Below are 26,133 nucleotides of genomic sequence, written 5' to 3'. Positions count from 1 at the left end.
AAACTGCCGTTACGGGCGCTGCCGTGGGCAGCGCCGATTAAAGTTAAGAAATCATTTCCATTCGAAGATCTTCCATGACGGGATCAGCATATCCGGCTGGTCAGAGCGGATGAAGTTCGCATCAGTTCCGTCCGCGCGCACCAGGAAATACGGCGGAAAGCCTTTCTGAGTCACCTTGATCGCGTACAGGAAACCATTTTGGCGGTATTCCTGAATGGTCTTGTCGCCTTCCGTGCGAATGGTGACTTCCGGATCTGCCGAAGGAGCCCCGTCGGCTGCCATGGCGGCCAGCGGAAGGAATGCAATCAAGCCGGTCAACAACAAGCGATTCACTGTGCGCATGATAACCTTGTCCCTTTGTCGTCATTGGTCCGGCTATTCTAGCGCCTGACCCGCCGAAAAGGTTGATCCTGCTCATGAGCCAAGCCCCCCTCGTCCTGGTGGACGGTTCTTCTTATCTGTACCGCGCCTTTCATGCGCTGCCACCGCTCACCACGTCCAAAGGCCTGCCCACCGGCGCGGTCAAGGGCGTGTTGAACATGCTCAAAAGCCTGCGCAAGCAGTACCCGAACAGCCCGTTCGCGGTGGTGTTCGACGCCAAGGGCGGGACATTTCGCGATGAGCTGTACGCCGAATACAAGGCCAACCGCGCGAGCATGCCCGATGACATGCGCGTGCAGATCGAGCCGCTGCACCAAAGCGTGATCGCCCTGGGCTTCCCGCTGCTGTGCGTCGAAGGCGTTGAAGCGGACGACGTGATCGGCACCCTGGCCCGCAGCAGCGCGGCCGCCAACCGGCCGGTGGTGATTTCCACCGGTGACAAGGACATGGCACAGCTGGTCGACGGGCACATTACCTTGGTCAACACCATGACCGGTAGCGCCATGGACGTTGAGGGCGTGAAGGAGAAATTCGGTGTCGCTCCCGAGCAGATCATCGATTACCTGGCGCTGATGGGCGATTCGTCCGACAACATCCCGGGGGTTCCGGGTATCGGTCCAAAGACCGCTTCGGGCCTGCTGGTGGGTGTTAACGGCGGTTTGAAGGACCTCTACGAGCAGCTCGATATCGTGCCGACCCTGCCGATTCGTGGCGCCAAGACCCTGGCCGCCAAGCTCGAAGAGCACAAGGAAAGCGCGTTCCTGTCGTACCAGTTGGCGACGATCAAGATCGACGTGCCGCTGGATGTGGGCCTGGACGATCTACACCTGATCGAACCGGACCGCGAAAAGCTGCTGGAGCTGTACACGCTGCTGGAGTTCAAGAGCTGGATTGACGAGATTCAGCGCGATGCCAAGCGTGTTGAGTTGAGCGCGGCTCCGTCGGCCGCTGTCGCCGAGGAAGCGCTTGAGGCGATCGCACCGGCTTCTGTGGAGCCGGTGTACGAAACTATCCTCACCCAGGCTCAGTTCGATGTCTGGCTGAAGAAGCTCAACGACGCCAAGCTGTTCGCCTTCGATACCGAAACCACCGGGATCGATGCGCAGAAAGCGCAATTGGTGGGTGTGTCGTTTGCGGTGCAGGCCTTTGAAGCGGCCTACATTCCGCTGACCCACGCCTACATCGGCGTGCCGGAACAGCTGGACCGGGACACCGTACTGCTGGCCCTGAAGCCGTTGCTCGAAGACCCGGAAAAACTCAAGGTCGGCCAGCATGCCAAGTTCGACATGAATATCCTGGCCAACTGCGCCATCGGTGGCGACCCGGCACACGGCATCACCGTGCGCGGCGTCGCCTTCGATACCATGCTTGAGTCCTACGTGTTGAATTCCGTCGCGACTCGCCACGACATGGACAGCCTGGCGAAGAAGTACCTGGACTACGACACTGTCAGCTTCCAGGACATCGCCGGCAAAGGCGCCAAGCAACTGACCTTTGACCAGATTGCCCTTGAGCAGGCCGGCCCTTACGCGGCGGAAGACGCAGACGTGACCCTGCGCTTGCACCAGGAATTGCATAAGCAGCTCTCGGCTATTCCTACCTTGGCCAGCGTAGTGTCCGACATCGAGATGCCGCTGGTGCCGGTGCTGGCGCGCATTGAGCGCCAGGGCGCCCTGGTGGATGCCGCCTTGCTGGGTATCCAGAGCATCGAGCTGGGCAACAAGATGGTGGACCTGGAACGCCAGGCCTACGAGATCGCAGGCGAGGAATTCAACCTCGGTTCGCCTAAGCAGCTGGGGGCGATTCTCTACGAGAAGCTCGGGCTGCCGGTGCTGAAGAAGACTGGCAAGGGCCAGGCTTCGACGGCCGAGGAAGTGTTGGCCAAGCTGGCTGAAGACGACTATCCGCTGCCGAAAGTGCTGATGCAGTACCGCAGCATGAGCAAGCTGAAAAGCACGTACACCGACCGCCTGCCGGAGCAGATCAACCCGCGCACTGGGCGCGTTCACACGTCCTATCACCAGGCCGTAGCGGCTACCGGGCGTTTGTCCTCCAGCGATCCAAACCTGCAGAACATTCCGGTGCGTACCGCCGAAGGCCGGCGCATCCGCCAGGCATTTGTCGCGCCCAAGGGCTACAAGCTGCTGGCGGCGGACTATTCGCAGATCGAGCTGCGCATCATGGCGCATTTGTCCAAGGACGAAGGGTTGCTGAATGCGTTCCGCGACGACCTGGACGTGCACACCGCCACGGCGGCCGAAGTGTTCAAGGTTGAACTGGCGGAGGTCACGTCCAATCAGCGTCGCAGCGCCAAGGCGATCAACTTTGGCCTGATCTACGGCATGGGCGCCCAGAAGCTCGGCAAGGACATCGGCGTCGACACCAAGACCGCCAAGGCCTACATCGATGTGTACTTCGCCCGCTACCCAGGCGTTCGCGAGTACATGGAGCGCACCCGTGCCCAGGCGGCTGACCAGGGCTATGTGGAAACCCTGTTCGGGCGCCGCCTGTACCTGCCGGAGATCAACTCCAACAAGCCTCAGGAGCGTGCTGGCGCCGAGCGTACGGCGATCAACGCGCCGATGCAGGGTACCGCGGCCGATATCATCAAGAAGGCCATGGTGAAGGTCGATAACTGGCTGACGGCCTCGGGTCTCGACGCCAAGGTCATCCTTCAGGTGCACGATGAATTGGTGCTGGAGGTGCGTGAGGACCTGGTGGCTGAAGTCAGCGCGAAGATTCGTGAGCACATGAGCGATGCGGCGAAGCTGGATGTGCCGCTGGTGGTGGACGTCGGCGTGGGCGACAACTGGGACGAGGCGCACTAAGCCTGGGGGCTTGGGCCGCGGCATCATGCCGCGGCAGTGCTTTAGATCGGAAAACGCGGTGGGTTATTTCCAATAGTTTTTTGAACGTGCCGGAACTTAACCCATGAAATGTGACTCAGAGTTACTGAATGGGTGGTGAAGCCCTTCAATGCTCCTATGTTGTGTTAAGTGTTGGCAGATATCTGGACCCCGCCCTAGCGGTCCGGAACTTGGACCCCGAACTTCCCCTCCCCATACGAAGTCCGGGGTTTTTTTTGCCTGGAGTTTTTACTCGGCGACTTCCGAACCCTTGTCAGCCAGTTCCATCCAGCCTGCCAGCACAGTGTAGGCGTCTTCCAGGCCCAGGCGTTTTGGCGCCGAGAACAGCTGGATGGTCACCGCATCACCCCAACCTTTACGAATGTCGGCCTGCACTTTGAGCAGGGTGTTTTTCGCTGCGCCGTAGGTCAGCTTGTCGGCCTTGGTCAGCAGGATATGCATCGGCATGCCGCTGGCGACGGCCCAATCGAGCATCAACAGGTCGAAGTCGGTCATTGGATGACGGATGTCCATCATCAGAATCAAACCCTTCAAACTCTCCCGGCCACCCAGATAGGCTTCCAGGTGACGCTGCCAGTGCAGCTTCAACGGGATAGGTACTTTTGCATAACCGTAGCCCGGAAGGTCGACCAGACGCCGATCATCGTCTAGCTTGAAGAAGTTGAGGAGCTGTGTGCGCCCCGGGGTTTTCGAGGTGCGGGCCAGGCTGGCGTGGGTCAGGGTGTTCAGCGCGCTGGATTTACCGGCGTTGGAACGGCCGGCGAATGCGACTTCGAAGCCTGCGTCATCGGGGCATTGGTCGACTTTGGCGGCGCTGAGCATGAAGGTGGACTGTTGGCACAGGCCGAGGATGGGATTCTTGAGTTGCATGAGTTTTCCGATGTGGGCGGTGCCGGGAATGGGTGCGGCAAGCGGTGTCGTTTCCGTTTCAGTAGCGCCAGTATATAATGCCGCAGATTTTGTGTGTGCTTTGTCCCAGCGAAGGATGAAGTTCACGGGAGCGATAGACCTTTATTGCGCATTAGAACGCAAAACGCTCTCAAACCCTGAAAAGGTCGATGTATGACCAAGTGGATGCTGGCCGTCGGTGTCTTGATGCCACTTTACAGTGCGCAGGCTACACAGGATCCGGAGGCTGTGTACAACCGCGTTTGCGTGGCCTGCCATGCCGGACAGTTGCCCAACGCCCCGAAACGGGGTGACCAGGCAGCCTGGAAGCCAAGACTGGCTCAAGGTATGGACACGCTGGTGCAACACGTGACCCAGGGTTTCAAGGCGATGCCGCCGCGTGGTTTGTGCATGGACTGCAGTACCGAGGATTACCATGCCGTCATTCAGTTGATGGTGAGTAAACCCGGTCCATAACTCTTTAACCCTTAGCCGTAGTTGGATTAGCTGATGAACAAACTGATCGTGAGTCTGCTGTTGACCTTGGGCATCACCGGTGTTGCCCATGCCGCAGGCGACGCCACTGCCGGCCAGGCGAAAGCCGCCGTATGTGGTGCTTGCCATGGACCGGACGGTAATAGCCCGGCGCCAAACTTTCCAAAACTGGCCGGCCAGGGTGAGCGTTACCTGACCAAGCAGATGCACGACATCAAGGACGGCAAGCGTACGGTCCTGGAAATGACCGGCTTGCTGACCAACCTCAGCGATCAGGACCTGGCGGACATCGCGGCGTATTTTGCCAGCCAGAAAGGCAGCGTGGGAGCTGCTGATCCAAAATTGGTGGCCCACGGTGAAGAACTGTTCCGTGGCGGCAACCTGGAAAAAGGCATGCCTTCGTGCATCGGTTGCCACTCGCCTAACGGTGCAGGCCTCGCTGCTGCTGGCTTCCCGCACTTGAGCGGCCAGCATGCCCAGTACATCGGCAAACAGCTGACCGACTTCCGCGAAGGTAATCGCACCAACGACGGCGATACCAAAATCATGCAGAGCATCGCCGGGAAACTCAGCAACAAGGACATCGAAGCCGTGTCCCAATACATTCAGGGCCTGCACTAAGTGCCCCGGCTACGTTAACGCTCGATTAATCCGTCGATGCAAGCATAAAAAGGGTGGCTTAGGCTGCCCTTTTTTGTGGCCGGTGCCGTTACACTAACGAACTCATGCCCGCGTAGACCTGTCACAACAAAGGTCGCGTGAGGCGACTTTATTTGTCCAGGAGTAAAGCATGCGTAATCTGATCCTCAGCGCCGCTCTCGTCACTGCCAGCCTTTTCGGCATGACCGCACAAGCTGCCGATAATGTGCCGCTTGAAGCCGGTAAAACCTACGTTGAACTGGCTAACCCGGTGCCAGTTTCCGTGCCGGGCAAGATCGAAGTGGTGGAGCTGTTCTGGTATGGCTGCCCGCATTGCTACGCCTTTGAGCCGGTGATCAACCCGTGGGTCGAGAAGCTGCCCAAGGACGTGAACTTCAAGCGTATTCCTGCCCTGTTCGGCGGCCCATGGGATGCCCATGGCCAGCTGTTCATTACCCTGGACACCATGGGCGTAGAGCACAAGGTTCACGCCGCCGTGTTCAATGCCATCCAGAAAGAAGGCAAGCGCCTGCTCAAGCCTGACGACATGGCCGATTTCGTTGCCACTCAAGGCGTCGACAAAACCAAGTTCCTTGAGACGTTCAACTCGTTCGCTGTGAAGGGCAAGATGGCCCAATACAAAGAACTGGCCCAGAAATACGGCGTGCAAGGCGTACCGACCCTGATCGTCAACGGTAAATACCGTTTTGACATCGGCAGTGCCGGTGGCGAAGAGCAAGCGCTGAACGTGGCCGACCAGTTGATCGCCAAAGAGCGCGCAGCCAAGTAAGGGGCCTGTCATGCGTCGCTGGGGTACTGAACGTGTCGTTGGCCTGCACGACCCGAAGGTCAACGAACACCATCTGGAGTCCACAGGCCTGCCGGCAGACAGCCGGCTGCGCCTGCTCAGTTTCAATATCCAGGTGGGCATCAGTACCGAGAAATACCGGCATTACCTGACCCGTGGCTGGCAGCACCTGCTGCCCCACAACGGGCGTGCCGGCAATCTGCAAAAGATCGGCGACCTGCTGGGCGACTTCGACCTGGTAGCCCTGCAGGAAGCCGACGGTGGCAGCCTGCGTTCCGGCTACATCAACCAGGTCGAGCATCTGGCCCAGCTCGGTGCCTTTCCCTACTGGTATCAACAACTCAATCGCAACCTCGGCAAACTCGGCCAGCACAGCAATGGTGTGCTCAGCCGCCTGAAACCGTGGGCGATCGAGGATCACCCGTTACCCGGCCCAAAAGGCCGCGGGGCGATTCTGGTGCGTTTCGGCGAAGGCCCGGAAGCGTTGGTGGTGGTGATGATGCACCTCGCGTTGGGGGCTCGAACACGCACCCTGCAGTTGGCCTACATCCGTGAGTTGATTGGCAACTACAAACACCAGGTGCTGATGGGTGACATGAATACCCATGCCACAGACCTGCTACAGAATTCCCCATTGCGAGACCTTGGGTTGCTGGCGCCGCAAGTCGAAGCCACCTTTCCCAGCTGGCGTCCGCAACGTTGTCTTGATCACATTTTGCTCAGCCCGACCCTGACTCTCGAAAGTGTGCAGGTTCTGGCGCAGCCCATCTCCGATCACCTGCCCGTCGCGGTAGAGATTCGTCTGCCGGGTTCGCTCACGGCTGATGCATTGCCCGCGTTGAGCCCCGGCCCTCGCGGACCCCTTGCATGAGCGACGACGCCCAGCGCTGGAAAGAAAAATACCTGTTAAGCATCGAGCAACAAGAAAAGCTCGAACGCCGCTGGGCCGCCCGCCTCGATTTGCTGCGGCGCGGGCTGGTACGCAGCACCCTCGCGGCTGAAGGGACCGACCGCGCAGTTGACCTCTGCATGAAGGAAATGCGCGATGTTGTGCGCACCGACGACATGGACGCCGCCCTCGCCGCGTTGTTGCCGCGCCTGGAAAAGGCCGTACTGGATTCCGAGCAGCGCCGCGAAACCCGGGTCGACCAGATCGGCACGGCGTTGACGGCCTTGGTCACCCAGTTGCAGAAACTGCCGCTGCCGCGTGAGGTGAGTCGCCCGCTGAAGGCGTTCGCCAAACAGCTGGACGGCCGGGTCGGCCAGGCGCGGGAGATCCCGCTGTTGCTGAGTGAGTTGAGCGGCCTTCAAGGGCAGGCGTTGAGCAACCTGGAGCCTGAGGGCGAAACCAGCCGTTCAAGCCCGGGGCTGTTGCAGCGGCTGTTTGGTGCCAGGGACGCAGCGGCCGAAACCCCGGAGGCTGAGCTGCCCGCGCTACCGCGCCCGGCGGCTCAGGCGCCGGCTGGGCCGAAGCCTGTGGATGAGCCTGAAGCGTCGACGCAATCGGCTGAGCTGGCTCAAGCGCTGCGAGCTTTTGCGCCGCTGCCGAAAGCCCCGGCCACCGTTGAGCCGCCGCCTGAGCGTCCACCGCAAGTAAAGCCTGCTGACGTTGTCAGCGAAGCGGCGCCAGCTGTCCCTGCCGTCGTGGCCCCAGCGCCTGTCATCAAGGCGCCCGCTGAAATTATCGAGCCGCTGGAGCCCGAACCTCCGCTCGAAACGGAGGTTGAGCCAGCCGTCGAGAGCGCCCTCGCCGCGATGGTCGAGGCTCCAGAGGTGCAGGCACTTGAGCCAGAGCAGACGGAGATCGGCAGTCTATCGCTGCCACCGGTCATGGCCGAGGAGCTGCAAGAGTCGCCCGAGCCCGCAGAGCTGAACCCCGACGAGCTTCAAACGGATCAGACCTACGCGCTGCCCGACACTCCCGAGCCGTCTTACAGTTCGGTGGCCAAACACATTGAAGACACCCTGCTCGGTTTGCTGGAAGACCTGTCGCTGCCAGAGCGTCATCGGCCCCAGGCCGAAGCCATGCGTGAACGCCTGACCCATGGTTTGAACTGGTACGAACTGCTGCCGATCCTCGATGACCTTGCGGTGTTGATGCTGGCGGTCACTGACAGCGGCCAGCACGAGTTTGAAGCCTACCTCAAGCAGCTCAACGAGCGCCTCGAAGCGTTCCAGGGGCATCTGCAGGTCGCCAGTGACGGCCACGCCGACAGTCGCTCGGCCGCCAGAGAGCTGGACACCCAGATCCGCGAACAGGTGGATGGTTTGCAAACCAGTGTGCAGGACGCGGCGGACCTGGACAGCCTCAAGCACGTGCTGGAGAGCCATCTTGAAGGGCTGCTGGGCACCATGGACGAACACCAGCACCAGCGTGACCAGCGTGAGCAGGAAGTAGCCGCCCGCCTCAAAGGCCTGGCCGAACGGGTCGCCAATATGGAGCAAGAGGCTCAGGGCTATCGTGAGCACCTTGAGGTTCAGCGCCAGAAAGCCTTGATCGACCCGCTCACCGGCTTGCCCAACCGCGCCGCCTGGAGCGAGCGCCTGGAGCAAGAGGTCAACGCCTGGCACCAGCGCGGTAATAACCTGTCGCTGGCGATGCTGGACCTCGATCACTTCAAGCGCATCAACGACGGTTATGGTCATCTGGCCGGCGACAAGGTGCTGAAGATCATCGCCACCGTATTGAGAAAACGCCTGCGGCCCAACGACTTCATCGCGCGCTTTGGCGGTGAAGAGTTTGTGCTTCTGATGCCCAATTCGTCGCTGTCCGATGCCTTGGCCGTGGGTGAAACCCTGCGCGCAGCCATTGAAGCCTGCCCGTTTCACTTCAAGGGTGAGCCGGTAACGATTACGGTGTCCATGGGCACGGCGCAGTTCCAGCCGGGAGAGCGCAGTGACCTGGCCCTCAAGCGCGCCGACGAGGCGTTGTATCGCGCCAAGGCTGCGGGGCGCAATCAGGTGCAGGCGGCCTGAAAATGTTCCATTTTGTTTAAAAAGCCGTATTTGGCCGCCCGGCAGCAAACGGTACGTTACACTGTTGCATTACTGTCTTAAGCGTATTGTCTGCTGCCATGAAATTTCTGTGTTCTGCCTTTCTGCTACTTCTGCTCGCCGGTTGCGCGAGCGGCCCTCGCCTGGACACCAGCCACCCGTCGGTGAATCACGACAACCGTGTGCAATTTGTCATCGTGCACTACACCTCGGCATCCCTTGAGCGCTCCCTGGCGCTGTTGACCCACGGCCAGGTCAGCAGTCATTACCTGATCGGCGACGATGCCTCAGCCACCATCTATAAGCTGGTGGACGAAAGCCAGCGCGCCTGGCACGCCGGGGAAAGTGAATGGATGGGCCGCACCTGGCTCAATTCCAGCTCCATCGGCATCGAGATCGTGAACCCTGGGTATCGCGATTTGCCGACGGGCCGCGTCTGGTACCCGTATTCCGAAGCACAGGTACAGTCGCTGGTGGTGCTGCTCAAGGACATCAGCAAACGTAACGGCATCGACCCGCGAAACATCATCGGCCATAGCGACATTGCCCCCCTGCGCAAGCTGGACCCTGGGCCGTTGTTCCCCTGGAAGCGTCTGGCGGATGAAGGGCTGGGCATGTGGCCGGATGCCAAGGCCGTTGCCCGTTACCAGGTGCAGTACGCCAGCGATTTGCCGAGCATTACCTGGTTCCAGGAAGAGTTGGCGAAGTTGGGCTATCCGACGCCGCAGACGGGCGAGCTGGATGTGGCGACGCGGCATGTGGTTGCCGCGTTCCAGATGCATTTCCGGGCGTCGTTGTATGACGGGACGCCGGATGCTGAAAGTGCCGCTATCCTGCGGGCGTTGAATCACCAATAACGGCAGGCGCGTGCTCTTACAGGGGCAGCGCCATATAGAACTGTGTCCCCTGCCCCGGCCGTGAATAAACCCCCATGCGGCCACCGTGCAATTGCACGATCTCCTTGCACAGCGCCAGGCCCAGCCCGGCGCCGCCTTTCTTGCGCCCTACCTGCACAAACGGTTCGAAAATCCGTCCCTGCTGGCCGTAGGCAATGCCTTCGCCGTTGTCCTCGACGCTGACAATCACCCGTTCACCATGGCGACGCGCCTGCAGGCGAATCTGCCCACCTTCGGCAGTGTGCCGCAGGGCATTGCCCAGCAAATTATCGAGCACCCGCTCCAACTGCGCTTGATCGGCATGCAACCTCGGCAGCGGGGATTGCTCCTCAACCAGCAATTCGATGTTCTGCGCATTCGCCTGCTCCGCGAAGCGGGCTCGGGCATGTTCGAGCAGGTCGCTGATGTCACACGGCCCCAGCGTGAGTTTCTGCAAGCCATTCTGATAGCGTGAAAAGTTGAGCAAGTCGTTGATCAACTGCATCAGGCGCTGCATTTCCTCGTTGACCGTATCCAGCAGGTCCGCTTCGCGAGACTCCGCAGGAAACTTCGCCCGTTCCCGGAACAAGCCGAATGCCATGTGCATGCCTGTCACCGGCGTGCGCAATTCATGGGACGCACGCAACACAAACTCACTGCGCACCCGTTCAAAGGCACGTTGTTCGGTAACGTCATGCAGCACCATCACCGCGCCCAGAATGTGCCCCTGGGTATGGCTGACCGGCGTCAGGCTGTAAGTCAGCAGGCGCAGCTCACCCTCGACTTCCACTTCCAGGTCTTCAGGTGCGCGCTCCAGGTTGCCGCCGCGCAACACCAGATGCAGTTGTTCATCCAGTTCAGGGCGACCCAGTGCTTCGCCAAGGCCTTGGCCCAGCCTATTCTCGTCCCAGCCCAGTTGGCGCTGCGCCACCGGGTTAAGGTGCTCCAGGCGGCCCTGGCGGTCGATCATCAGCAGGCCGTCGTCGATGCTGTCGAGCACCGCCTGCAGGCGTTGCTGCCCGGCGAGCAGCTCATCGACGTTGGTTGCCTGATGCTGGCGCAACGCCTCGGCCATGATGCCGAAGCGTCGGGTCAGCAGGTTCATCTCGGCCGCCGAGGAAATAGGCAGCGTGACTTCGAAGTTGCCTTGGCCGATCTTGTCGGCAGCCTTGGCCAGTGCCTCGATCGGCCCGCCAAAGCGCCGGGCGATACCGTGTGCGGTGACGAAGCCGATGATCAGCACTGCCAGCCCGACCAGCCCCAGCAGGCCGGCAATCAACAGCGCGCGCTCACGGGACTTGTGTTCGGTGTCGTTGATGTTGTCCAACGCTTTCTTGTGCTCGGCGATCAGGCCGTTGCGCAAGATGTTGAAGCGCTGGGTCAGCTCGTTGTTGTTGCGCAGTTTTGGCGGGGCATTTTCATTTTTATCGAATGCCTCCAGAAAGCTCAGGTAGTTGGTTTTGGCTTGGGTAAAACCGCTGGTTACCGCATCCTTTTGTTCGTGATCGATGCCTTGTTGCAGCAGGGAGAAATAGCGCTGCTTGGAGTCCTCGAGGGCGGCACGATTGGGCTGCTCGTTGAGCATGATCATCAACTGGTCGCCGAGGGTCTGCCGAAGCTTGAGCCCCAGGTCCAGGGTGATGAAGTTGCTGCGAATCAACGATTCCTGGGTCTTGGCCATTTGCATGACACTCACCAGGCCCAGCAACAACCCCAGCAGGGCAACGGTGATCAGCGCGGAAATACTCAGGAACAGCCGAGTGCGCAGCTTCATCGCAAGCTTCATAGGCTACAGCTCACAGGTTGTATTGTTTGCGTTTGCGGTACAGCGTCGACGCATCAATGCCAAGGGTTCGGGCCGCCTGGTCCAGGGTGTCACTGGTGGCCAGCACGGCGCCGATATGCGCCTTTTCCAGTTCATCCAGGCTCAACGCTGCGCCGATACGCGGGGCGTTGTTGGTTGGCTGTTCGGCCATGCCGAGGTGGCTGATCTCAACCTTTTCCTGTGGGCAAATGATGCTGGCGCGTTCCACCACGTTGCGCAGCTCGCGAATGTTCCCCGGCCAGCGGTAGTTGAGCAGCGCCTCACGGGCTTCATCGCTGAACCCGCGAGCCGGTCGCGCATATTCCTTCACGAAGCGTGCAAGAAAGCGGTCGGCCAGGGTCAGGATGTCTTCGCTGCGTTCGCGCAGGGGCGGCAGGTGCAGGGTGATGACATTCAGGCGGTACAGCAGGTCTTCGCGGAAACGACCTTCGCGGACCATGTCTTCCAGGTTCAGGTTGGTGGCGGCGAGGATTCGCACGTCGGCACGGCGAGTCACCGGGTCGCCGACGCGTTCGTATTCCTTGTCCTGGATAAAACGCAGCAACTTGGGTTGCAAGGTAAGGGGGAAATCGCCGATCTCATCGAGAAACAGCGTGCCGCCATCCGCCTGGTTGACGCGGCCAAGGGTGCTTTCGCTGGCGCCGGTAAACGCACCGCGGCTGTGACCGAACAGCTCGCTCTCCATCAGCTCCGCCGTCAGCGACGGGCAGTTGATGGTGACGCAGGATTTCTTCGCCCGCTTGCTCCAGCCGTGAATGGCCCGGGCGAGCTCACCCTTACCGGTACCGGACTCGCCGAGAATCAGGATGTTGGCATCAGTCCCCGCCACCTGGCGTGCGGTTTCCAGCACCACCATCATCGCCGGGCTGTGGGAGTCGAGGCCGTCCTTGGGCTGGCGCACTTCGCCTTCCAGGGCTTCCAGGCGCGCCGACAGTTGGCGTACTTCAAGCTGTTTGGCCGTGGCCAGGCGCAATTGGTCGGGGCTGCAAGGTTTGACCAGGTAGTCGGCGGCGCCGGCCTGGATCGCATCCACGGCAGTGTCGACGGCCGAATGGGCGGTGACGATCACCACGCGCATCCACGGCGCCTGGACGCGCATTTGCGCCAGTACGTCCAGGCCATTGTCTTCGCCCAGGCGCAGGTCCAGGAAGCACAGGTCAAACACCTGGCGTTGCAGCAAGGCATCGGCTTGGGCGGCGCTGTTGGCGGTGGCTACGGTGTAGCCTTCATCTTCCAGGCAGTAACGGAAGGTGCGAAGGATCGCGGATTCGTCATCCACTAAAAGAATGCGGCCTTGAAGTTCCTTGGCTGATTCCATCTGTCCCGCGCTCCCTTAAGAATGAATGATGTTGTTTAGTCCCGGAATAATCGGGCAAGTTGCATGGTTTATTCTGATTGATTAAAGCCGTCATCGCGCAGCTATCTGCGCTTCCTCCTACAAAGACGCCAATTCAAGGCGTTTTGCTCCCTCTCTTCCCGATTCGGCAACTGGCCGTCGCGTTCCTATCCCTTGATCCGACCACTGACCATCGTGCATTTCGCACGGTATGGATAGGGGCATCGTGCAGGATGCTCGTGGTGTCAAAGCGCTTTTGTTTTTAAGTTATTGATTTTATTGATTTTTATTTTGTTAAAAAACTGGCACGCAGGCTGCAATACACCCCATACGAGCGTCATCAACGAATAATCAAAATGCGGGAGAGATACAGCATGACTCGCCAAAGCCTCACCCAACTGCGTGTATCCCCACTGCGTGTGCAACAGGGGCTGTTTGCCAGCCTGGCCCTTATGGTGACTTTGATTGGCGGTCAGCAATTGGCGCATTGGCAGCAGAGTCAGCAGCAAGCCGCGCATTTTGAACGCCCGATGATGACCCAGACACATTTCCGTTCCGTCGGTGTTACCGGTGCCGACGTGACAACCCCGCAGCTGGCTGCGGTTGAACAAGGTTCCACCCTCGGCGACCTGCCGTATCAGGAACGCTGGGTGTTCTAGGCAATACACGGTCCTTCAATCGAGCGACCGCAGGCACTACCGCTGTTACCCCTAAAAGAAGCGTAAGGAGAATCACCATGTTGAGTTGGGCAATCACATTTCTGATCATCGCCATTGTGGCTGCAGTCCTGGGCTTCGGTGGTATCGCGGGCACCGCCACGGGTATCGCAAAAATTCTGTTTGTGGTCTTCCTGGTGATGTTCATCGCTTCCTTCTTCTTTGGCCGTCGTGGCCGAGGCTAAGCATGTTCAATTCGTCCCTTAAAGCCCTGGCTGCCGCCCTGTTGTTGGGCGGCAGCGGCTTGGCGCTGGCTGCCAATGACGGCCAGTCCCGGGCCAACGAGCTGCTGAGTGCGGACCCGCAGTACCGCGAGACCTGGCAGAGCGTGGTCAAGAAGGAAGAGCGCCTGCCGGAATGGGTGATGAACCTGTCGGGCAGCGCTGAACAAATGAATGCCGTTGAAGAGGATGGCGACAAGTACTTGGTAGGGCCGCTCTGCGAAACCGCAGACACGTGCCTGAACAAGCGCCTGATCGTCGCCTTCAGCTTCGACAAGGAAGATGCCTACGCCATGTTGGTGGAAGTTCCGGCCGGCCTGCCGTCGGACAAGTCGCCAACAAGGCATGCCGACTACCGTTTTCTTGGCAAGCCAGACGAAGGCATGCAGAAGCTGTTGATGGAACAGCTTAAGAAAGATCCGAATTGGTACTAGGTTAAACCCTTTCCGTTTGTGGGAGCTGTCGAGCTTTAGCGAGGCTGCGATGCAGGCACCGCGCACTTTCAGGTGTATTGCGGCGATGCTATCGCGGCCTCGCTAAAGCTCGACGGCTCCCACAGTTCGCAAGCTTATGGCTTGTGGAACTTGCGACGGTCTTATGGCTCTTATGCCCGCTTCTGTCATACCGCCCGTAGCGGCAATTTCCTTTTTTGCGTCAGCCCAACCATTTCTTGGTGTTTCCGCGTGACCATCTATCGAGAAAGTTTGTCTCCTGCCAGACGAGTTTTTCGATGGTATGCGTAGGAATTTTCAGGGGTTTTCAACCGCCGCCGTAGAAATTCAAAAAACCCTGCGCGAGCCTGAAATGGCCGGTTCACGGCATTTATGCCTGCTGAAATGTCATATTCGAACTGACCGATCAGACAGAAAAACTCAAAAAAACTCATGCCGATTCGGCATAGGGTAGGCGTTTACGGCATTAGACGCCGCCTCCTTGCATCGGAATAGTTGCGCCTTTTTTCGCCTGCCAGTGAGCCATATCGGCCAATTTGCGGCGACCTTCTACGGGGGCAGATGCACACACTTTTTCGCTTTCGAGCGTTCCAGCTGCTGGCGCATGTGCCTGAGTCCACTTGAAGTAAGGGTAATGACATGAAGAAGGCAAAGCTAAGCCTCGCCTGGCAGATCCTCATCGGTCTGGTGCTGGGGATTGCAATCGGTGCAGTGCTTAACCATTTCAGTGCCGAAAAGGCCTGGTGGATCAGCAACGTGTTGCAGCCTGCTGGCGATATCTTTATTCGCCTGATCAAGATGATCGTCATCCCGATCGTGATTTCGTCGCTGATTGTCGGAATCGCCGGTGTTGGGGACGCGAAAAAGCTCGGTCGGATCGGCGTGAAAACCATCCTTTACTTCGAAGTGGTCACCACCATCGCCATTGTGGTCGGGCTGCTGCTGGCCAACCTGTTCCATCCGGGTACCGGCATCGATATGAGTACCTTGGGTACCGTCGACATTTCCAAATACACGGCCACCGCTGCTGAAGTTCAGCACGAGCATGCGTTCATCGAGACGATCCTCAACCTGATTCCGTCGAACATCTTTGCCGCCGTGGCCCGTGGCGACATGCTGCCGATCATCTTCTTCTCGGTGTTGTTCGGCCTCGGCTTGTCGAGCCTCAAGCCTGAACTGCGCGAGCCCTTGGTGACCATGTTCCAGGGCGTGTCCGAGAGCATGTTCAAAGTCACCCACATGATCATGAAGTACGCCCCGATCGGCGTATTTGCCCTGATCGCAGTGACGGTCGCCAACTTCGGCTTCGCCTCGCTGCTGCCGCTGGCCAAGCTGGTGATCCTGGTTTACGTCGCCATCTTGTTCTTCGCCTTTGTGGTGCTTGGCCTGATCGCCCGCCTGTTCGGCTTCTCGGTGATCAAGCTGATGCGCATCTTCAAGGATGAGCTGGTGCTGGCCTACTCCACTGCCAGCTCCGAAACCGTGCTGCCGCGTGTGATCGAGAAGATGGAAGCCTACGGCGCGCCGAAGGCGATCTGCAGCTTCGTGGTACCCACCGGCTACTCGTTCAACCTCGACGGTTCGACCCTGTACCAGAGCATCGCGGCGATCTTTATCGCCCAGCTGTATGGCATCGACCTGTCGATTGGCCAGCAACTGATGCTGGTACTGACCCTGATGGTTACCTCCAAAGGCATCGCCGGCGTGCCGGGTGTGTCCTTCGTGGTGCTGCTGGCGACGCTGGGCAGCGTGGGCATTCCGCTGGAAGGCCTGGCGTTCATCGCCGGTGTCGACCGCATCATGGACATGGCCCGTACCGCCCTGAACGTGATCGGCAACGCCTTGGCCGTACTGGTCATCTCCCGTTGGGAAGGCATGTACGACGACGCCAAGGGCGAGCGCTACTGGAACTCCCTGCCGCACTGGCGCACCAAGGAAGCGCTGCCGGCCGGCGAGACTACTCGCGGCTGATCGCCAGGACTGCCTCCTACACAAACCCCGGAAAATCCGGGGTTTGTCGTTTCTGCCAGCCCCGCTATCATTCGCCCCATCTTTCGGGGGATTCAACTGATGCTCAATGGCCTGTGGCTTGGCTTTTTTATCGTGGCGATGGTGTCCGCACTGGCGCAATGGCTGATCGGCGGCAACGCCGGCATCTTTGCGGCGATGGTGGAAAGCATTTTCGCCATGGCCAAGTTGTCGGTCGAGGTGATGGTGCTGCTGTTCGGCACGCTGACGTTGTGGCTGGGCTTCCTGCGCATCGCCGAGAAAGCCGGGATTGTCGACTGGCTGGCCAAAGCGCTTGGGCCACTGTTCCGACGCCTGATGCCGGAAGTGCCCGCCGGCCACCCGGCCATCGGCTTGATCACCCTCAACTTCGCCGCCAACGGCCTGGGCCTCGACAACGCCGCCACGCCCATCGGGCTCAAAGCCATGAAGGCGCTGCAAGAGCTCAACCCCATCCCCAACACCGCCAGCAACGCGCAAATCCTGTTCCTGGTACTTAACGCGTCTTCCCTGACCCTGCTGCCGGTGACCATCTTCATGTACCGCGCCCAGCAAGGCGCGGCGGACCCGACGCTGGTGTTCCTGCCGATCCTGCTGGCCACCAGCGCCTCGACCCTGGTGGGCCTGCTGTCGGTGGCGGTGATGCAACGCCTGCGGCTGTGGGACCCGGTGGTGCTGGCGTATCTGATTCCGGGTGCGCTGGTACTGGGTGGCTTCATGGCCTTGCTGGCGACGCTCTCAGCCACGGCGTTGGCGGGGCTGTCGTCGATCCTCGGCAACCTGACGCTGTTCGGGTTGATCATGCTGTTCCTGGTGATTGGCGCGCTGCGCAAGGTCAAGGTCTACGAGGCGTTTGTCGAAGGCGCCAAAGAAGGCTTCGACGTGGCCAAGAACCTGCTGCCGTATTTGGTGGCGATGCTGTGTGCGGTGGGCGTTTTGCGGGCCTCTGGCGCGCTGGAATTTGGCCTCGAAGGCATTCGTCACGTGGTTGCCTGGACCGGCATGGACACGCGTTTTGTCGATGCGTTGCCGACGGCGATGGTCAAGCCGTTCTCCGGCAGTGCGGCGCGGGCGATGCTGATTGAGACGATGCAGACCCAGGGCGTGGACAGCTTCCCGGCGCTGGTGGCGGCGACGATTCAGGGCAGTACCGAGACCACGTTCTATGTGTTGGCGGTGTACTTTGGCTCGGTGGGCATCCAGCGGGCGCGGCATGCGGTGGGGTGTGCGTTGTTGGCGGAATTTGCTGGTGTAGTGGCGGCGATTGCCGTCTGCTACTGGTTCTTCGGTTAAGACCTAGGTCAACTGTGGCGAGGGAGCTTGCTCCCGTTGGGCCGCGAAGCGGCCCCAGCAAGGTTTCGCAGTGTGTCAGTCACAGCTCATTGGCTGGTTTTTGGGCTGCTAAGCAACCCAACGGGAGCAAGCTCCCTCGCCACAAAAGCGCGGCTTCCCAGACCCACCGCCCAATCCACCACCTGTTTATTCAATGCATCCCCAGCCTGGCCAAACCCGGCCACTACAGCCGGCACCTTGGTATCCCCCACCGGCTGCCTCACCTCAAACCGCCTGCTGGCAATAATCCGCTGATCACTGCCGCGCACCAGCCGCGCATCCAGCCGTATCACCACCTCAACCGCGCTGCCGTGATACTCACTCTGAAACGCCTGCAACTGCCCGCCCAGCTCAAAGTCCGCCTGCAGATTGGTCTCATCAGTACTGAGCAACGTCACCCGCCCATCCCGCTGGAACCCATCCAGCAACCGGTTGCGCAACAGCACCGGCGCCGGATCGCTCCAGCGTGAATTCGCATAGCTGCTGATCAGGTCACCGTTAGGCACCACTGCAATACGCGGGCTGTCGAGGAATTCGCTGGTCTGCGGCTTGGCCACCCGCAGCGACCAGGCCACAGGGCTGGCCTGTGTGGTGACCTGCGCCGATGGCAACCGGTACACGTCCGAAGGGTCTGCCTTGGGCAATATCGAGCACGCACTGACCAATGCCAGGGCAACGGGGGCGATCACTTGGTAAGCACGCTTCATGGCGTGAACTCCTTGTTCTTGTCGCTGCCCAGCAGGTAACCGCTGGGGTTGGCTTCCAGGCGGCGGGAAATGGCGCGTAGCGAACCCAGGGTTTCCCGCAGCTCGCGCACCGCTGGCGCCAGTTCGTTGAGCCCCTGCATGCCGCTGTTCAGGGAATCCTTGTTATTGGTCAGCAAGGTGTCGATCGTGGCCGTGCTTTGTTGAAGGGACTGCATGGCCTTTTCAGCGCTGCCGAACACCTGCTTGCCCTGGTCGTTTAGCAGGCCGTTGGCGTTACGCATCAACGCGGTGGTTTGCTCCAGGGTGGCGCTGGCCTGCTTGCTCACCTGCATCAATTGCTGCATCACTACTTTGATATCACCGCGCTGATCGGCAATCGCGCCGGTGGTCTGTTGCAGATTATCCAGGGTGGCGCTGAGGCGGTCGACGTTCTCCCGGGAGAACATGTGGTTGGCGTTGTGCAGCAGCAGGTTGATGCTGGTCATCAGGTCATTGCTGTTGTTCAGCAGGCGAGCGATAGGCGACGGCGAGGCGATGATTTGCGGCAGTTCGCCGTCCTTGCCGGTGAGTTCAGGGCTTTGCGGCGTGCCGCCGCTGAGCTGGATGATCGAGGTACCGGTGATGCCGGTCAGGGCCAGCTTGGCCTGGGTGTCTTCCTTGATCGGCGTTTGCCCTGCCAGGCGGATACGCGCCAGCACCCGGCGCGGGTCTTTGGGGTCGAGGCGCAGGCTGGTGACATCGCCGACCTTGATCCCGCTGTACTGCACCGCGCTGCCCTGGGACAGGCCACTGACGGCCTCGTTGAAGATCACTTCGTAATCCTGAAACGCGCTGTCGACGCTGGATTTGGCCAGCCACAGGCCAAACAGCATGGCGCCGACCACGACGATCACGCTGAACAGACCGATCATCACATGATGGGCTCGGGTTTCCATGTCATACCTCGTTGAGCAGTTGAGCGGCATCCAATGCCGCGCGGCCCCGTGGGCCATGGAAGTATTCGTGAATCCAGGCGTCGTCGGTTTCCGAGACGACATCGATGGCATCCGCCACCAGTACCTTTTTCTGCGCCAGCACCGCCACGCGGTCGGTGATGGTGTACAGCGTATCGAGGTCGTGGGTGACCAGGAATACGCTCAGGCCCAGCGCATCGCGCAGGGTCAGGATCAGTTGATCGAAGGCGGCAGCGCCGATCGGGTCGAGGCCGGCGGTGGGTTCGTCGAGAAACAGAATGTCCGGGTCCAGCGCCAGGGCACGGGCCAGGGCTGCGCGCTTGATCATGCCGCCGGAGAGTGACGAGGGGTATTTGTCAGCAGCCGACAGCGGTAGGCCGGCCAACGCCAGCTTCACCGCCGCCAGGTGTTCGGCATCGGGACGGCTGAGGCCGGCGTGTTCGATCAGCGGCAAGGCGACGTTTTCGGTGACCGTCAGCGAGGAAAATAGCGCGCCCTTCTGGAACAGCACGCCGAAGCGTCGTTCTACCAGCGAACGCTCGTGCTCCGAGAGGCTCGGCAAGTTTTGCCCGAACACCCGCACCTGCCCTTCGCTGGGTTGGCGCAGGCCAATGATGCTGCGCAGCAACACCGACTTGCCGCTGCCGGAGCCACCGACCACCGCGAGAATCTCACCCTTGTACAAATCCAGGTCGAGGTTCTCGTGCACGCTTTGCGGGCCAAAGCGGTTGCACAGGCCACGGACTTCGATCACCGCCTCGGCGGGCGCGCGTCTTAAGCGGCTCACCAGCCCATCTCCATGAAGAACAAGGCGGCGACCGCATCCAGCACGATCACCACGAAAATTGATTGCACCACGCTGGAGGTGGTGTGGGCGCCGACCGACTCGGCACTGCCGCTGACCTTGAAGCCTTCCAGGCAACCAATTGCAGCGATCAGGAATGCGAAGATCGGCGCCTTGATCATGCCCACGATAAAGTGCTGCACACCGATGTCCGAGTGCAGCAGCGACAGGAACATCGCCGGCGAAATATCCAGAGCCACGGCGCACACCACGCCACCGCCGATAATCCCCGAGATCATCGCCAGGAATGTCAGCATCGGCAGCGCCACCAGCAACGCCAGCACCCGGGGCAGCACCAGCAACTCCATCGGGTCGAGACCCAGGGTGCGGATCGCGTCGATTTCTTCGTTGGCCTTCATCGAGCCGATTTGTGCGGTGAAGGCACTCGCGGTACGGCCCGCCATCAGGATCGCGGTGAGCAATACGCCAAATTCCCGCAGGAAGGAGAACGCCACCAGGTCCACGGTGAAGATGCTCGCGCCAAAATTGGCCAGCACGGTGGCGCCGAGAAACGCGACCACCGCGCCCACCAGAAAGGTCAGCAAGGCAACGATGGGCGCGGCATCGAGGCCGGTCTGTTCGATATGCGCGACCATCGGTGTCACGCGCCAGCGCTTGGGCCGGAACACGCCACGGGCGAAGGTTTCGAGGATCAGGCCGATAAAACCGAGTAACTTCATGCCGTCTTGCCAGACGGTGTAGACCGCGCTGCCGATGCGCGCCAGCAACATAATGCCAGCGGCCTCTTCCGGCTCTTTTTCCGGCACACAGAAGTCGTTCAAGGAGCGGTAGACGGTTTTGAGCAATGCGCGGTCGGCGGTCGAGAGGCTGCAGTCGGTTTGTTCGGCGGATTGTTCGATACGCTCGGGGCCGAGCAATTCCACCAGCAGCGAGGCGCCGGCCGTGTCCAGGGCGCCCAGGCCGTTAAGGTCGATGCGTGCGCCAGCGTCGTACTGGCCGTCGAGCTTTTCCGACAGCTTCTTCAGGTTTGCATAGTGGGCAAGCGTCCAATCCCCGGTAATCCTCAGCAGTGGAGGCTGGGTGGACGTGTCCAGATGGGCTGCACCGGCCGTTGTGCTACTGGTCATAAGCTCCGAGCTTGTTTGGCTATTCCAGAATTCCTACGTAATAGCACGATCCTGACTACTTTGGCGCGTCCGGCGTTGTGGCGTCCTGACCGGGATCAGTCACCTTGAAGCGCAACACGCCGATCACTTGGCCATCCTCGGTCAGCACCCGCACCTGCCAACGTCCCACCGAGTCGGCAGGGAAGTTCTGCTTGTGGGTCCAGGCCCGATAACCTTCCTTGCGCCCGCCATGTATGTCCAGGGCGATGCGGTCGACTTCCTTGCCGTTGAATTTCCACACATGGTAGATCCGCTCATCCAGCCCGCGCGGCGCGTTGATCGCGGTGTAGGCATACAAACCGCTGTTGCGCAGTTGGGCGGCGCTGACTTCTTTCAGGTCATCGCCGGGGGTGCGGTCCTGCAACTGGGTGCTGATGGCCACCTCGGTCATCCACAGTGTGGCGGGCGGCACCCAACTGCGCAGGAACCAGCCGGCGCAACCAATCGCCGCAGTAACCCCCAGCAACATCGCCCAACCTTTGATGCTGCGCAGCGGCAGGCTCACGGCCAGGCTCGGGATCGACAGCAGCATGGCCACGCCGAGGGCCAGTTTGTAACTCTCGGCGGTGGTCAGGTGCAGGATGATCGGCAACGCGGTCAGCAGGGCCGCGAACAGGGTCAGGGTGTGCAGCGCCAGAAACAGCGAGCGCTTGGGCGCCAGCCACTTGTAGTACAGCGGGTCGGTGATCGAAACGAGAGCGGCTGCGCCCAGCAGGCCGGTAAAAATCGACTGGCCGCTGTTCCAGGTGGTGGTGACAAAAAAGAACGGCAGGACAAAAAACAGGCTTTCCTGGTGGATCATCTGCGTGGCGTAGCGCAGCAGCGGTTCGGGGATTTCCCGTTTGAAGACTTTGCTGAACAGCTGGGTGAAGCTGTTTTCGAGCATCAGCCATAACCAGCTCACCAGCATGATGACCGCGATCCAGCTGGCCATGCCTTGCTGACGGTCCACCAGGATGAAGCTGCACACACCCGAGATGAAACCGCCGAGTGCAATCACCCCTGGGTAGCGCTTCATCAGTTCGAGGATGCGCTGGATGGTGTGGGTCAGGATAGGCATTCGGCAGTTCACAGTTTTGGTAGGAAAAATCCCACACAGAATAACGGTTTAGCCGTTTTCTCGTGGCCTCATTACGCAATCCCTTTGCGATAACGCCACACACCGAGCAACACAATCGCAATCAGCCCCAGCGCTCCGGCGGCGATCCAGCTGAGGGTGTCGTAGCTGAACAACGGTTTCTCGATGCGCCAGTAGCCGTTCTGCTTGAACAGTTCGCGCATGGCCTGGTTGGTTTGCTCCAGGGTGACAGCCTTGATGCGCTTGGCCGGGTCGCTGAAACGCCCTTTGGCGTAGTCGCCCGAGGCACTCCAGTAATAGTCGGCCAACGCGCTGTTACCTTGAACGGCCCAGGCCTGGCGGGCGATGGCGGCTTGTTGCAGGCGGGCGAAGGTAGCGGGGTCAAGGCCGTCCTGGAGCAGTTGCGCCTTCAGGGTTTGCAGTACTTGCTCGGCTTCGGGCAGGTTGTCGCGCTCAAGGTCGGCGTTGAGGCTCATGAAGCCGACGCCGCCCAGCACTTCTCGTTCGCTCCACGGGCCGTAGGACAAACCGTGCTGCAGCCGCAGTTGGCGATACAGCGCCCAGTCCAGGTAGTCCTTGAGCAGGTCGAAGGTTTCATCGTACTGGTCGTCCAGCACCGGTTCGGGGAATAGCCAGTGCAGCTTGGCGTTGTCACCGACCCAGCCGTGGATCAGGTCGCGGCGAGTGGCGGCGGCGTGTTGAATTTCCGGCAGGGGGCGATGTTCGCTGGGGTCGACCGGGTCGAGCCCGCCGTAGGTGCGTTCGAGGTAGGCCGGCAACAGTTTGTCGAGGTCGCCGACGATGATCAGGGTCATGTTGTTGGGGGCGTACCAGGCCTTGCGCAGCTTTTCCAGTTGGTCGCGGGTCAGGTGATCCACGTCGGCCCGTTCGGCGCATTTCAGGCCCAGCTCCACGGCAAGCTGGCTGCTTGCTTTGTGGCCGAGGTCCTGGCGATCCAGCAGGCGTTGCAGGTGTGAGTAATGGCCGCCGTCTTCGCGCTCTACCACGTGTTTGGCGGCATTGATGTTGGCGTCGGTCAGTTGGGTGCGGGTGACAATGGCCAGCAGCAGGTCGAGCACCTTGCGCTGGTTTTGCGCCGGGGCCTCGATGACGAAGGTGGTGTCGGCGTTGCTGGTGTAGGCGTTCCAGTCACCGCCGAGGGCTTGCATGCGCTCTTCCAGCTCGCCTTCGCCACCGCCGTCGATGCCACTGAACAACAGGTGTTCCAGCAGATGCGGCAGTTCTTTGTCTTCGCAGCTGAAGTCATCGAGGCCCACACCCACCACCAGGCGGATGGCCACGTGGCCGCGTTCGGTGCCCGGCTTGAGCAGCAATTGCAGGCCGTTGGGCAGTGTGTAGCCCTCGACTTGCAGGCGGTCAAAGGCAAAGGTGTGTGCCGAGCCCATGAGCAGGCAAGCGAATAACAGGCGACGCATAACAAGCTTCCTGGCGAGCAAGGGTGGGAGCGGGCTTGCTCGCGAAGGCGTTCTGTCAGTCAATACATTGGGTGACTGATCCACCGCATTCGCGAGCAAGCCCGCACACACATTGGCAAGGCGGGTTTCCCATTTACTGGTCCGTTTTTAACTGACTACCGAGGAACGCGTACGTTCAGGGCGAATGGGTGATGTCGGCAATATCGTCCGCCGAGAGGGCGCCGGTGTCGGTGGTTTCCAGCACCACATAAGCGCTGCTGCAGAACAGCGAGTTGAGGCGCTTCATGTCGGCAATCAGCTCAAGATGCAGGGAACTGGTCTCCAGGCTCTGTACGATTTTACGTTGCAAGCGGCTGACGTGGGCGTGGGCCAGGCGACGCTCCTGGGCCCGAAAGCGACGTTTCTCCCGCAGCAGTTGCCGGGCGCTTTCCGGGTCGGCGCTGAGGAACACCGACAGGCCCAGGCGCAGGTTGGCGATCAACTGGGTTTGCAGGCCGGCCAGCTCTTCCAGGCCAACTTCGGAGAACGAGCGGCGCTGGGAGGTTTTTTGCTGCTGCACCTTGCGCAGCATGCGTTCGATCAGGTCGCCGGCCAGCTTCAGGTTGATCGACAGTTCGATAATCTCGGCCCAGCGCCGACTGTCTTGTTCGCTGAGGTCTTCGCGGGGCATTTGCGCGAGGTAGAGTTTGATCGCGCTGTAGAGCGCCTCGACGTCGTCGCTCAGGCTGCGCATTTCCTGGGTGATGGCGGTCTGCTTGCCCCGCAGCACTTCCAGCATCGAGGTCAGCATGTTGTCGATCAGGTCGCCCAGGCGCAGTGTTTCGCGGGCAGCGTTGGCCAGTGCCAGGCTGGGCGTGGCGAGTGCTGTCAGGTCCAGGTGGCGAGGTTTAGCCAGGCCGTTCACCTCTTCGCGCTCCGGCAGCAGCCAGGCGCACAAGCGGGACATCGGGCCGATGGTGGGCAGTAGAATCAGGCAGCGGGTGACGTTATAGAGCAGGTGAAAAGTGATCACCATGCCCTGGGCGCTGTAGTCCAGCGTGTCCATCCACCCTACCAGGGGGTCGAGTACCGGGATGATCAGCAGTAAACCGATCAGCTTGTACAGCAGGCTGCCCAAGGCTACCTGGCGACCCGCGGCGTTCTGCATGCTGGTGCTGAGGAAGGCCAGCACGCCGCTGCCGATGTTCGCGCCGATCACCAGGCCGATGGCCACGTGCAGGCCAATCACGCCGGCACCGGCCAGGGTTGCGGTCAGCAGGACGGCGGCCAGGCTGGAGTAGGAAATCATCGCGAACAGTGCGCCGACCAAGGCATCGAGCAGGACATCGCCAGTCAGCGAAGCGAACAGGACCTTGACGCCTTGGGCGTGGGTAATTGGCCCCGCGGCCTCGACGATCAACTGCAGCGCAAGAATGATCAGCCCGAGGCCGATCCCTACCCGGCCCATCTGCCCGGCACGCGTCTGTTTGCGCGACAGGAAGAAAATCACCCCGAGGAAAATCAACAGCGGCGACAGCCAGGAAAGGTCAAAGGTCAGCACCCGGGCCATCAGCGCGGTACCGACGTCGGCGCCGAGCATGGTCGCCAGGGCGGGCATCAGGCCCATCAGGCCCTGGCCGACAAATGAGGTCACCAGCATCGCCGTGGCGTTGCTGCTTTGCACCATGGCTGTCACCAGGATGCCGGCGATAAATGCCAGCCAGCGCTTGGACATGTTCTGCCCGATGACTTGGCGCAAGTTGGAACCGTAGACCCGCAGGATACCGGTACGGACGATGTGCGTGCCCCAGATCAGCAGGGTTACCGCGGAAAGCAGATTGAGCAGGGTCAGCATGCTGGGCCCCCTGTGTTGAGTCGTGCTCCAACCGGAGCAAGTGGATAGTGCCGCGTGCCTTTCTACGTCTTGTACTTAAGCTGTAGTTGGCGAATAGGCTGAGCGCCAGCATCGCATAGCTAAAGTCGGGATTGAAACAAAAGTGTCATGAAATCAGCTTTTTGCAGATGAAAAAAAGGGGCCCTGGGGGCTAATGCCGATCAGTTAAGCCCTCTTGCTTGACCTTTGGCCGCAAGAAATCAAAATCCGATGCCTGTATTGGCATCGGATTTTTTTATGCGTCTCGCTCGGGCACTGGAACTGACTCACAACATCGCC

At 60.5% G+C, this 26,133-nt stretch carries 23 protein-coding genes; 12 read left to right on the top strand and 11 right to left on the bottom strand.

What is annotated here, in order from left to right:
• Window positions 1-51: 51 nt before the first annotated feature.
• A complete protein-coding gene (locus CEC48_RS24315; RefSeq protein WP_017477978.1) occupies window positions 52-342 on the bottom strand; it encodes a DUF2782 domain-containing protein in 291 nt (96 codons plus the stop codon).
• Between the two features lie 74 nt (window positions 343-416).
• Here CEC48_RS24315 and polA point away from each other — a divergent pair, with 74 nt between their 5' ends.
• Window positions 417-3,209 carry a DNA polymerase I gene (gene polA / locus CEC48_RS24310; RefSeq protein ID WP_088426054.1) on the top strand — a complete coding sequence of 931 codons (2,793 nt, stop codon included), beginning with the start codon at window positions 417-419 and terminating at the stop codon, window positions 3,207-3,209.
• Between the two features lie 267 nt (window positions 3,210-3,476).
• Here the strand turns inward: polA and yihA are convergent, their stop codons facing one another.
• Window positions 3,477-4,118 (bottom strand): ribosome biogenesis GTP-binding protein YihA/YsxC, encoded by a 642-nt coding sequence (gene yihA, locus CEC48_RS24305; protein WP_088426053.1) that lies wholly within the window; start codon window positions 4,116-4,118, stop codon window positions 3,477-3,479.
• Between the two features lie 192 nt (window positions 4,119-4,310).
• On the opposite strand from yihA, the gene CEC48_RS24300 reads away from it, so the two are divergent.
• From CEC48_RS24300 to CEC48_RS24275, 6 genes are all read left to right on the top strand, one after another.
• Window positions 4,311-4,613: a cytochrome c5 family protein gene (locus tag CEC48_RS24300; RefSeq protein WP_088426052.1), complete on the top strand. Its 303-nt coding sequence runs from the start codon at window positions 4,311-4,313 to the stop codon at window positions 4,611-4,613.
• 33 nt (window positions 4,614-4,646) lie between these two features.
• Window positions 4,647-5,252 (top strand): cytochrome c4, encoded by a 606-nt coding sequence (locus CEC48_RS24295; protein ID WP_010168648.1) that lies wholly within the window; start codon window positions 4,647-4,649, stop codon window positions 5,250-5,252.
• 169 nt (window positions 5,253-5,421) lie between these two features.
• Window positions 5,422-6,060, top strand: a complete 639-nt coding sequence (locus CEC48_RS24290; RefSeq protein WP_088426051.1) for a thiol:disulfide interchange protein DsbA/DsbL — start codon at window positions 5,422-5,424, stop codon at window positions 6,058-6,060.
• A 10-nt stretch (window positions 6,061-6,070) separates the two neighbouring features.
• Window positions 6,071-6,949 carry an endonuclease/exonuclease/phosphatase family protein gene (locus CEC48_RS24285; protein WP_010168652.1) on the top strand — a complete coding sequence of 293 codons (879 nt, stop codon included), beginning with the start codon at window positions 6,071-6,073 and terminating at the stop codon, window positions 6,947-6,949.
• Window positions 6,946-9,054, top strand: a complete 2,109-nt coding sequence (locus tag CEC48_RS24280; RefSeq protein WP_088426050.1) for a GGDEF domain-containing protein — start codon at window positions 6,946-6,948, stop codon at window positions 9,052-9,054. The genes CEC48_RS24285 and CEC48_RS24280 overlap by 4 nt, the downstream gene beginning before the upstream one ends.
• Before the next feature lie 98 nt (window positions 9,055-9,152).
• On the top strand, window positions 9,153-9,929 hold the full coding sequence (locus CEC48_RS24275) for an N-acetylmuramoyl-L-alanine amidase (protein WP_088426049.1): 777 nt from the start codon (window positions 9,153-9,155) through the stop codon (window positions 9,927-9,929).
• Between the two features lie 16 nt (window positions 9,930-9,945).
• Here the strand turns inward: CEC48_RS24275 and CEC48_RS24270 are convergent, their stop codons facing one another.
• Window positions 9,946-11,733 carry a KinB sensor domain-containing domain gene (locus CEC48_RS24270; RefSeq protein WP_088426048.1) on the bottom strand — a complete coding sequence of 596 codons (1,788 nt, stop codon included), beginning with the start codon at window positions 11,731-11,733 and terminating at the stop codon, window positions 9,946-9,948.
• 10 nt (window positions 11,734-11,743) lie between these two features.
• The gene (gene algB, locus CEC48_RS24265; RefSeq protein WP_088426047.1) at window positions 11,744-13,090 is read right to left on the bottom strand and encodes a sigma-54-dependent response regulator transcription factor AlgB; all 1,347 of its coding nucleotides are present in this window, start codon (window positions 13,088-13,090) and stop codon (window positions 11,744-11,746) included.
• A 392-nt stretch (window positions 13,091-13,482) separates the two neighbouring features.
• Here algB and CEC48_RS24260 point away from each other — a divergent pair, with 392 nt between their 5' ends.
• From CEC48_RS24260 to CEC48_RS24240, 5 genes are all read left to right on the top strand, one after another.
• Window positions 13,483-13,767, top strand: a complete 285-nt coding sequence (locus tag CEC48_RS24260) for a hypothetical protein (protein ID WP_088426046.1) — start codon at window positions 13,483-13,485, stop codon at window positions 13,765-13,767.
• A 77-nt stretch (window positions 13,768-13,844) separates the two neighbouring features.
• Entirely contained in the window at window positions 13,845-14,009 is a 165-nt protein-coding gene (locus CEC48_RS24255) for a DUF1328 domain-containing protein (protein WP_003170804.1), read from the top strand.
• Between the two features lie 2 nt (window positions 14,010-14,011).
• Entirely contained in the window at window positions 14,012-14,479 is a 468-nt protein-coding gene (locus CEC48_RS24250) for an inhibitor of vertebrate lysozyme family protein (protein WP_010168664.1), read from the top strand.
• A gap of 657 nt (window positions 14,480-15,136) precedes the next feature.
• Window positions 15,137-16,468, top strand: a complete 1,332-nt coding sequence (gene gltP / locus CEC48_RS24245; RefSeq protein WP_010168665.1) for a glutamate/aspartate:proton symporter GltP — start codon at window positions 15,137-15,139, stop codon at window positions 16,466-16,468.
• Between the two features lie 99 nt (window positions 16,469-16,567).
• On the top strand, window positions 16,568-17,797 hold the full coding sequence (locus CEC48_RS24240; RefSeq protein WP_088426045.1) for a nucleoside recognition domain-containing protein: 1,230 nt from the start codon (window positions 16,568-16,570) through the stop codon (window positions 17,795-17,797).
• An 86-nt stretch (window positions 17,798-17,883) separates the two neighbouring features.
• Here CEC48_RS24240 and CEC48_RS24235 read toward each other — a convergent pair whose 3' ends face one another.
• The 7 genes from CEC48_RS24235 to CEC48_RS24205 all read right to left on the bottom strand — a co-directional run bounded on the left by CEC48_RS24235 (window position 17,884) and on the right by CEC48_RS24205 (window position 25,815).
• Window positions 17,884-18,543 (bottom strand): ABC-type transport auxiliary lipoprotein family protein, encoded by a 660-nt coding sequence (locus CEC48_RS24235; protein WP_088426044.1) that lies wholly within the window; start codon window positions 18,541-18,543, stop codon window positions 17,884-17,886.
• The gene (locus CEC48_RS24230) at window positions 18,540-19,478 is read right to left on the bottom strand and encodes an MlaD family protein (protein WP_088426043.1); all 939 of its coding nucleotides are present in this window, start codon (window positions 19,476-19,478) and stop codon (window positions 18,540-18,542) included. The genes CEC48_RS24235 and CEC48_RS24230 overlap by 4 nt, the downstream gene beginning before the upstream one ends.
• 1 nt (window position 19,479) lies before the next feature.
• Window positions 19,480-20,283, bottom strand: coding sequence for an ABC transporter ATP-binding protein (locus CEC48_RS24225; protein ID WP_088426042.1), 804 nt, complete (start codon window positions 20,281-20,283; stop codon window positions 19,480-19,482).
• Window positions 20,280-21,428 carry an ABC transporter permease gene (locus tag CEC48_RS24220; RefSeq protein WP_088426041.1) on the bottom strand — a complete coding sequence of 383 codons (1,149 nt, stop codon included), beginning with the start codon at window positions 21,426-21,428 and terminating at the stop codon, window positions 20,280-20,282. Before CEC48_RS24220 ends, CEC48_RS24225 begins: the two co-directional genes overlap by 4 nt.
• A 55-nt stretch (window positions 21,429-21,483) precedes the next feature.
• Window positions 21,484-22,527 carry a DUF5924 family protein gene (locus CEC48_RS24215; protein WP_088426040.1) on the bottom strand — a complete coding sequence of 348 codons (1,044 nt, stop codon included), beginning with the start codon at window positions 22,525-22,527 and terminating at the stop codon, window positions 21,484-21,486.
• Window positions 22,528-22,598: 71 nt separating this feature from the next.
• A complete protein-coding gene (locus CEC48_RS24210) occupies window positions 22,599-23,981 on the bottom strand; it encodes a pitrilysin family protein (RefSeq protein ID WP_088426039.1) in 1,383 nt (460 codons plus the stop codon).
• Window positions 23,982-24,156: 175 nt separating this feature from the next.
• Window positions 24,157-25,815 (bottom strand): Na/Pi cotransporter family protein, encoded by a 1,659-nt coding sequence (locus CEC48_RS24205; RefSeq protein WP_088426038.1) that lies wholly within the window; start codon window positions 25,813-25,815, stop codon window positions 24,157-24,159.
• Window positions 25,816-26,133 lie beyond the last annotated feature (318 nt).

The sequence above is a fragment of the Pseudomonas sp. K2I15 genome, from assembly GCF_002204795.1.
In the GTDB taxonomy this organism is placed as follows: Bacteria; Pseudomonadota; Gammaproteobacteria; order Pseudomonadales; family Pseudomonadaceae; genus Aquipseudomonas.
The sequence above is the reverse complement of the archived record's forward strand: the minus strand, read 5'-3'. Positions and strand labels throughout refer to the sequence as shown.